The organism is Pseudomonas sp. CCNWLW23, from assembly GCF_037095675.1.
Classification (GTDB): domain Bacteria; phylum Pseudomonadota; class Gammaproteobacteria; order Pseudomonadales; family Pseudomonadaceae; genus Aquipseudomonas; species Aquipseudomonas atacamensis.
This window is the reverse complement of record NZ_JBAWKM010000044.1, coordinates 1-7,817: the sequence shown is the minus strand read 5'-3', so window position 1 is coordinate 7,817 and position 7,817 is coordinate 1. Positions and strand designations below refer to the sequence as shown.

Here is a 7,817-nt window from a genome sequence, read left to right as displayed (position 1 = left end):
GAGAACTCGGGCATCGGGCCAGCGGCGCAAATTGCCATCGCCATCATGATGTCTTTTGTGATGGGGCCGGCAGGACTGGGCTTGGTCGGCGGTGGCTTCGGCGGCGCATTCGCCACAACCCTCGCTACGACGGGCGTGACAAGCACGATCAGCAACAAAGGGAATCTCGGCGCTGCTTTCAAGGAAACATTCAGCGCCGACAGTCTCAAGAACGCAGCTATCGCTGGCTTCACCGCAGGCATGCTTGATTATGCCGATGCCAATTGGTTTGCAGCGGGGGGCAGCAAAGCCGCAAGTATTCTGACCAGCAGTAATTTTACCGACGTAGCGATCCGAACTGCGGGTCGCGCGTTCATTTCCAGTGGCATCTCTACCACCATTGGTGGCGGAAGTTTTGCTGACAACTTTGGTTCCGCGTTGCTGGGAGAAGCGGGCAGTGTCGCGATGGCGACCGGGTTCAATTTCGTTGGCGATCAAACGATCAAGTTCCCGGAAGGTGGCGTAGTAAAAGTTGTCGCGCATGCGCTGATGGGGGGCTTGCTTTCCGAGGCGATGGGTGGGGATTTTGCTACTGGTGCGGCGGCTGCCGGGTTGAACGAAGCGGCGATGAATGTCCTTGTGAAGTTCGCTGGTGGCAATGATCAGTTGCACTTGATGATGTCGCAGCTAACCGGGCTCGTTGCTGCCGCAGCGGTGGATGGTGATCTGCAGCAGGGTGCAAATATTGCGAAGAATGCCACTCAGTACAACTGGCTGTTACATAGAGACGTTGTCGCGGCGGACAGAGCTCGAGCAGCTTGTGGTTCGGGAGAGGGCGCTCAAGGGTGCCGGGACAATATCACCCGGGCAACAGCGGCATTGGATGCCGAAAGACAACGTGATATGGAGGAGTTCGGGCGCAAGATTCAGCTACAAGCACTACAAGAAGGATGGACGCTTGAGCAATACAATGCCGCCAAGGCCAATTATTTTGCAGGCATTGACCCAAAAGAGCTTACGACTGTTTACCCTCCTTCGCTGGATCCGGGATTTCTGGCCAGAGAAGGGGGTACTAGCGTTCGTGGAATAGTTGCTGCATGGCCAGGTGGAGCAGTCAAAACAGCGGAATCCTTCTGGAATGCCGTCTCATCACCTTTTGACACGATTGGTGCAATCGCAAACGGTATTGGCGGGCTAGCTCTGGGGTTTAAGGATTGGATAACCAGTCCGATCCCGTCGCATACGCTGGAAAAAGAATTTGATAAAGTAGCGACTGCCTCCGCCCAGGAATTGGGTGGTATGGCTTTTGACGCTGTTACCGGACTCTTGACTGCTCACATTGGTGGGAAAGCTGTCGAGTGGGTTGAAGGAAAGTGGGTTGATTCAAAAGGCGCAGGTGAAGTTGCCTCTATAGGCGGAAAGACCTGTGTTTATAACTGTGTTGTTGATGGCGTGACTCGTTATGTTGGAATAACCGACGATATAGTTAAGCGCGGTCAAGCTCACCTCAGAGAAAAAGGCATCACAATTGACAGAATAGAGGGTTTACAGAACCTTTCACGTGCTGACGCACGGGCAGTCGAGCAAACACTGATCGACTACCATGGCCTTGGTAAAGATGGCGGCACGTTAATCAATAAGATTAACTCTATATCGTCTGTCAAAAACCCGACTAAGTATGGGCAGGGTTTGATACGCGGCGCCGAGCTGCTAAAAAAAGCTGGATATGAAGGATTTTAAATGGCTAAGAAGGTGAAGCTGGGCGACATTTTGCAGGTGTTAACCTCGCAGGGTGTCGCATATGCGCAAGTTACTCATAAACATCCGGAATTTGGTTTTTTAATACGTATTTTCCCCGGATTTCATAATGAGAAACCAAAAGATTTTTCGGTTGTTGTTGATGGTGAACCACAATTTTCCGCATTTTTTGTTGTTCAAAGTGCGGTAAATCAAGGCCTTCTATCCGTTGTGGCAAATGTTCCGGTTCCCGAAAGGTTACAAGTGTTTCCTACGTTCCGTTCCAGGAATGGCGGGCCGGGAGGCTCTATTTGGCTATGGAATGGAAGCGAAGCACTTCGGCTGGAGAGGGAGATTAGCTCGGAAGAGCTGAAGCATTCCACAAGAGGAATTATCAGTGCACCATTGCTTGTTGAGCGTATTGAAAATAATTACAGAGCCGAGACCCATGAGGTTTGGTGAGTTGTAGAAGTTTCAACTTGATCTGACACTTTCGACACCGGCCTTGCGCCGGTGTTTTTGCACCCTATCTGCATCCGTTTTGCCGCCTTCTTGCATCCTATTTGCATCCGTTCTGCAGTTAAGTTGCATCCCTTTTGCACCCACCCTGACGACCTACGGTCTAGCTGCTCAATACGCCCTTTTTTGAGCATGATTTTTCGCCCCTTAACAGGAGCAAAATCTCAATACACAACACGCAGCTCTTGCGAGGTGGATATTTTCTATATGTATCAATTAGTTGTCCGGTTTATGTCTTCTAGGTGCTGCTACACACTTGTAATACGAAATGCAGGTTTCACCCGATAAACACTGACGTATGACGTATAGCTTTGGCTATACGCAGCAGCGAAGTATGGGGGGCCGGTTTACTCTTTCAGATCGGCCCTTTTTTTTGATTACGCATTGGGTGGTCGGCTGCTGTTATCCGCCCCCATGACTTTTGATGCCTGGTACTTAAGAATCATCCCGTCGAGCAGTGCCTTGATCACTGATTTCTCGGCTTCGGGCATATGGCTGACGGCCTCAAAGCGGAGGCGCAAGTCGTCGGACGGCCCGCGTTCTCCTTCAGCGAATACCAAATCATCCAAACTGACGTGCAGAGCCTGAGCAAGCCGAATTAGGGCTTCTAAGGTTGGTTGCGCCGTCCCTGCCTCATAACGCCGAATCTGATTAACGTGCACTGACGGGATAAATGGGGACAGACCTTTCAATTGGAGTCAAGCGTAAAAGGCGGCGGCGACCTGAGGCTCGATGCCGGTCGCGACATCAACGTCATCGCCAGCACCGCCGGGGTAAATGGGGACAGACCACGTTTAGAAGGCACTCCAAAACGTGGTCTATCCCCGTTTCCCCACCCAGGTCGGCAGCGAAATCAAGAGCGGCGGCAACCTGTCTCTGGTCAGCCTGGGCGACCAGCATTACCAGGTGGCCAAACTCGACAGCGGCAAGGACATCCTCCTCGACAGCGGCGGCGCCATCACCTTCGAAGGGGTGAAGGATCTGCATGACGAGAGCCATACCAAAACCAACAACAACGCCGCATGGGTCTCGGCCAAGGGTCGCGGCAACACCGACGAAACCCTGCGCCAGACGCAGATGATCGCCAAGGGCAACATCGTCCTGAAAGCGGTCGATGGGCTGAAGATTGACATCAAGGATGTGAGTCAGGAGTCCGTCAGCCAGACCATTGATGCGATGGTCAAGGCTGATCCGCAACTGGCGTGGTTGAAGGATGCGGAGGCTCGGGGAGATGTTGACTGGCGTCGTGTCGAAGAAATACACAAGAGTTTCAAATACTCGACATCTGGACTTGGTGTCGCCGCACAACTGGCCCTGGCTATCCTGCTAGCTGCAGTCACCGGGGGGGCAGGCGCAGGATTGATAGGCGCAACTGCTGGCACGTTCTCTGCGGGCTTCGCCAACGCTGTGTTGATCGCAGTCGAAACTACCGCTGCAAACAGCGCCATCAGCAACAAAGGCGATCTAGGCTCAGTTCTCAAGGACGTTTTCAGCAGCGAAAATCTTCAGGGGTATGTGCTCTCCGGGATGTTGGGCGGCATTGGGAATGGCCTGGGTTATAACCCGACAGAACTTGGTTTTGACTGGAATAGTGCAGGCCAGGTGATTCTCAAAACCAGCGCTGATACGTTGGCTCAAACCGCATTGCAGGGCGGAAGCCTGGGCGACAATTTCGTCAACAATCTATTGGGAGCTGTAATCGATATTGGCGGAGCTATCGCCGCCAATAAGGTTGGTAGCCTCAATCTGGTGGAAGGCAGTCCAACGAAGATTGCAGCACATGCATTGGTGGGCGGGTTGAAGTCCATGGCCTTGGGCGGGGACTTCAAGACAGGCGCGTTGGCTGGAGGTGCCAACGAAGCAATGGTTCAGTATCTTGCGGACCTGATACTGCCGGAAAATTACGACCCAAACATGCCGGGAGCCGATCAGGCCAAAGCTAATCTTTTGGCGATGTCGCAACTGATCGCAGTGCTCTCCGCCGTGATTGCCGACACAGACCCAAACATAGCAGCAAATATCGCGGCTACTGCGACCCAATACAATTACCTCTCGCATTCTGACCTCGAGCGAGCGGCGCACGATTTGTCCGCCTGTGGCAATGACGCTGCATGCGCGAATACGAAGTACGCCGAATATCACGCTCTGAGCCAAAAGCAAGACATCGAGGCAGTTGCTCAATGTGCGGCTAATTCTGGTAGCTGCGAAGGCCTTTCAAGGATTGTTGCATAGGCCGAGGCAAAAACTCAAAAATTGAAAGACCTGGCAGCCTCGGCATCGCCCGAAGCAGCCAAGATGTTCGATCTGCTGATCGCGGAAAATCACGGGTTCCAGAATATGCTGGCGGGCATCACCGCTGGACATTCAGTCGCTGCGATTGCGGACACACTGGTCCAAACACTTGGCATCAGCCACGAAATGGCGATGGCTGCTGTTGAAGGCTTGGCGATGTCAGTGTCTGGGATGGCTCCGACGATTAAGACCGCAGGAGGCGGTAAGAATAAACCCAAGGGAGGGCCTGCTGGATCGACAGAGGAGGCCGAATCCACTGCTCCGAAAGGCAACGCAGGAAATACCAAAAGCGACTCGGCGGAAAACGTAACCTATTTCCGGGTAGAAGGTGGGGAACAGGGTTTAAGACGAGCCAGAATCGAATTACCGCCAATGACGACGGGAGCATCACCATTAATCCTGGGTGTACGGGCCAACTGTGTGTCGGTGTTGGCAATGCTGACCACGCAACCTACTACTTGACGAACAAGCGTCCTGATGGCTCCGTAGTGGTCTTCGATATCGATGCCAAGACTCATAAGAAAAGTATGGACAGAGTGATACCTCAGCACGGCGATGGCCCTAGGGAGCGTGATGCACCCAAGAGAGTCGATGAGGGCCAACTAGGTTACTCCCTGGAGTTGCCGAAGATATGGGAGTCGCTACTCGAAAACAGTGCGAGTAATGTTCGTGTCTATACGCAAGAAGAATTTTTAAAAGAGTTTAAGAAATGACCATTGATCAAGACGTTTTTGATGACCTGTGGGACGGCGAAAAAAGTATCGGTTTTTTTGTTCAGTCAGCTCAGTGTTACTGGATTGTTGACAAGAAGTGTAATTTTACTCTTGACGTTGACAAGAGTCTTAGAGCGTCATTGAGTAACGGAACTATCACGCAAGAGCAATACGAACGATCCTGCCTGAAATTCAGAAATGGTATCTTGAAGATGACTTCCGAGAGCTTTCCTTCGTATCTTCATGGGCCGAGCGTAAAGATTTTGTCGTCTTCCGAATTGCAACGCTTTATTGGGGCTAAGCCGAATGTTTTTGAAAAAATTGAAAACTACTATCTCACAGGCGAAGGTCTGGATTCGGAGCTGTTCAAAAATGCAAATGTCATACGCTCGAGGCTTCCACTGTTTTACGTGAATTTTGATCGAAAAATTTTCATGCACATGGATGACGGCCGATTTCATGAGGAGTATGTGCATTCGGACTGGATTGCTGAATCTGGCGATTTCAGCTACTTGATTCCGTCACGAGAAAAGTATTGGGTGGATGCAGGTAAGGATTTTTGGAAAGTTCGTTTTTTATAAAATAAATGCTGATCATTAACATATGTGGACTGTCCCATTTTTTACGGGCTACCTCTTTTTTGCCTTTTCTGTCAATTGGATATTACCGAAGTGTCGGATAGGTGAACGGTACGTCGGATAATCAGTTGTATGGAGCTGTACGCATTCTGATGATTGCTGCCGGTAATAGGGTGTGAATCAAAATCAGGGCAGGTTGTCGGCTGCAATATCTGGAGCTTAAAGCACACGAGGATCAACCATTGAACAATGTTGAAGCACTGAATGGCTTTCTGCGTGAATACGTTTATGTGGAAAGTCTTCACCTGGATTCCGAAGATGGACTTACCGGTTACAACCTGTTGATGACGCTGGCGAAGTCTGCGGATCCTGGAGCAGCGACTATCGCGGTCATATTTTTTAACGTGGGCGGTCTGAACGTGCGGGGATTTGGTGGTGGCCTGACACAGTTCATGGATCTTTGCGTGTCGAGGGTTGAAGGCGGACTGGATCGTATACGGTATGAGCTGGTTGATGAGGAAGAAGAAAAAATAGCCTTCAACTTCCACTCCTTCAAAGTGCTCAGCGAGGATGTCAGCGGCGAATAGGCTGCGAAAGCCAGGTTGCACGAGTTGGTGCCTGTTTCCAAAAAAATGCCCCGTCTGAAGCGGGGCGTTTTTTTGGTTTAACCTGCGAAACCTTTAGCGAAACGCCGGCACCACATCCCTGATAAACAACTCCAGCGGTTTCTTCTTCTCTTCATGCGGCAAGCTGTTGTCACACCAGAAACTGAACTCATCCACGCCCAGTTCCTGGTAGTACTTGATCCGCGGAATGATCTCTTCCGGCGTGCCGATCATCGCCGTCTTGTGCAGGCTCTCCAGTTCAAACTCCGGACGTCCGGCAAACTTCTCTTCCGGACTTGGCGCAAGAAAGCCGTTGACTGGCAGATAATCAGGGAAAGACCACGTTTAGAAGGCACTCCAGAACGTGTTCTGTTCCCGTTTCCCCGAGTCGGCGCAACATATTGAAGATGCCATCGGGGCAGGAAAGCCTGACACGTTGACCATTGATCGAGATAATGCGGCAGCGCGCAGGCTTGATTCTTTGCGCGGAATTGAAACAAAACCGGGCCTCGACCGTGATGAATATCCGCCCGCCATGTTCCAGGAAGGGGGGCGGGAAGCCTCAGTAAGGCATATCACCGCTGGTGATAACCGTGGAGCAGGCGCTTGTATTGGCGCTCAATGCAGAGAGTTGCCTAACGGGACGAAGGTTAGAATAGAGGTGATAGATTAGATTATGAATAATCTGGATAAGTTGTTATCGATTGCAAGTTCGTCCTTGAGTGCGCGTGAACCACAACTGTCTGGGCCAATACGCAACATGGCAGGGGCTTCGGCGGAACAACTTCTTAATGTGCTGCGTCAGCGCAATGGCTTCTATGCTTTTGAAGGCGCGCTGCATGTTTTTCCAAGCGACTCCAGCCAAAGTGAAATAGGCATATCTGATTGGAATCACGCTGACCTGTGGCGCACTAGCTACAAAGGCCTAGCCGATAACGGTGTCTTTTTTGCTGAAGATATCTTTGGTGGACAGTTCTGTATCAAGGATGGGAGTATCTACATTTTTGATCCGGAAACTGGCTCGTTAGAGTACTTGGCTGCGGATGTTGAAAGCTGGGCTGAAATAGTTCTGCACGACTATGAAGTATTGACAGGCTATCCGTTGGCTCATCAGTGGCAAAAGCGCAATGGTCCAGTTCGTGCTGGGATGCGTTTGCTGCCCAAAGTGCCTTTTGTAATGGGCGGTGATTTTTCCTTGGATAATTTATATGTTGCCGATGCTGTAGAAGGCATGCGGCTCAGAGCCGATATAGCCGATAAGATTAAAAATTTACCAGACGGTACTCAGGTTAAATTCAGTCTGGACTGACAGGAGACAAATGATAGTTTCAGCGATGTTTGATTCCCTCGTCACATTTGACTGCGTATATGGAGGCTTTGAGCTCGAAAATGGA

At 51.0% G+C, this 7,817-nt stretch carries 9 protein-coding genes and 1 pseudogene; 8 read left to right on the top strand and 2 right to left on the bottom strand.

Annotation, left to right across the window (positions count from 1 at the left end):
- Together V8J63_RS27505 and V8J63_RS27500 are read left to right on the top strand one after the other, a co-directional pair.
- Positions 1 to 1,719 (top strand): DUF637 domain-containing protein (locus tag V8J63_RS27505; protein WP_336464958.1); only part of this gene is annotated, 1,719 nt, incomplete at its 5' end.
- Entirely contained in the window at positions 1,720 to 2,178 is a 459-nt protein-coding gene (locus V8J63_RS27500) for a hypothetical protein (RefSeq protein WP_122746725.1), read from the top strand.
- Between the two features lie 434 nt (positions 2,179 to 2,612).
- On the opposite strand, the gene V8J63_RS27495 is transcribed toward V8J63_RS27500, so the two are convergent.
- The gene (locus V8J63_RS27495; protein WP_122746724.1) at positions 2,613 to 2,927 is read right to left on the bottom strand and encodes a helix-turn-helix domain-containing protein; all 315 of its coding nucleotides are present in this window, start codon (positions 2,925 to 2,927) and stop codon (positions 2,613 to 2,615) included.
- A gap of 121 nt (positions 2,928 to 3,048) precedes the next feature.
- Here V8J63_RS27495 and V8J63_RS27490 point away from each other — a divergent pair, with 121 nt between their 5' ends.
- From V8J63_RS27490 to V8J63_RS27475, 4 genes are all read left to right on the top strand, one after another.
- Positions 3,049 to 4,467 carry a DUF637 domain-containing protein gene (locus V8J63_RS27490; RefSeq protein WP_336464957.1) on the top strand — a complete coding sequence of 473 codons (1,419 nt, stop codon included), beginning with the start codon at positions 3,049 to 3,051 and terminating at the stop codon, positions 4,465 to 4,467.
- 63 nt (positions 4,468 to 4,530) lie between these two features.
- Entirely contained in the window at positions 4,531 to 4,989 is a 459-nt protein-coding gene (locus V8J63_RS27485; RefSeq protein ID WP_125918764.1) for a hypothetical protein, read from the top strand.
- 247 nt (positions 4,990 to 5,236) lie between these two features.
- Positions 5,237 to 5,821: a hypothetical protein gene (locus tag V8J63_RS27480; RefSeq protein ID WP_336464956.1), complete on the top strand. Its 585-nt coding sequence runs from the start codon at positions 5,237 to 5,239 to the stop codon at positions 5,819 to 5,821.
- Between the two features lie 239 nt (positions 5,822 to 6,060).
- Positions 6,061 to 6,405: a hypothetical protein gene (locus V8J63_RS27475; RefSeq protein ID WP_125918766.1), complete on the top strand. Its 345-nt coding sequence runs from the start codon at positions 6,061 to 6,063 to the stop codon at positions 6,403 to 6,405.
- 93 nt (positions 6,406 to 6,498) lie between these two features.
- Here V8J63_RS27475 and V8J63_RS27470 read toward each other — a convergent pair.
- Positions 6,499 to 6,747, bottom strand: a pseudogene (locus V8J63_RS27470) (LLM class flavin-dependent oxidoreductase); the annotation flags it as partial.
- Between the two features lie 40 nt (positions 6,748 to 6,787).
- On the opposite strand from V8J63_RS27470, the gene V8J63_RS27925 reads away from it, so the two are divergent.
- Together V8J63_RS27925 and V8J63_RS27465 are read left to right on the top strand one after the other, a co-directional pair.
- The gene (locus V8J63_RS27925; RefSeq protein ID WP_122746048.1) at positions 6,788 to 7,096 is read left to right on the top strand and encodes a NucA/NucB deoxyribonuclease domain-containing protein; all 309 of its coding nucleotides are present in this window, start codon (positions 6,788 to 6,790) and stop codon (positions 7,094 to 7,096) included.
- Between the two features lie 3 nt (positions 7,097 to 7,099).
- Positions 7,100 to 7,732: an SMI1/KNR4 family protein gene (locus V8J63_RS27465; RefSeq protein ID WP_241149652.1), complete on the top strand. Its 633-nt coding sequence runs from the start codon at positions 7,100 to 7,102 to the stop codon at positions 7,730 to 7,732.
- The last annotated feature ends 85 nt before the right edge of the window (positions 7,733 to 7,817 follow it).

Bases quoted from the DNA above. Each gene is read 5' to 3' on its own strand.
- V8J63_RS27500 (WP_122746725.1), top strand. From the start codon at position 1,720: ATGGCTAAGAAGGTGAAGCTGGGCGACATTTTGCAGGTGTTAACCTCG.
- V8J63_RS27485 (WP_125918764.1), top strand. From the start codon at position 4,531: ATGTTCGATCTGCTGATCGCGGAAAATCACGGGTTCCAGAATATGCTG.
- V8J63_RS27480 (WP_336464956.1), top strand. From the start codon at position 5,237: ATGACCATTGATCAAGACGTTTTTGATGACCTGTGGGACGGCGAAAAA.
- V8J63_RS27465 (WP_241149652.1), top strand. From the start codon at position 7,100: ATGAATAATCTGGATAAGTTGTTATCGATTGCAAGTTCGTCCTTGAGT.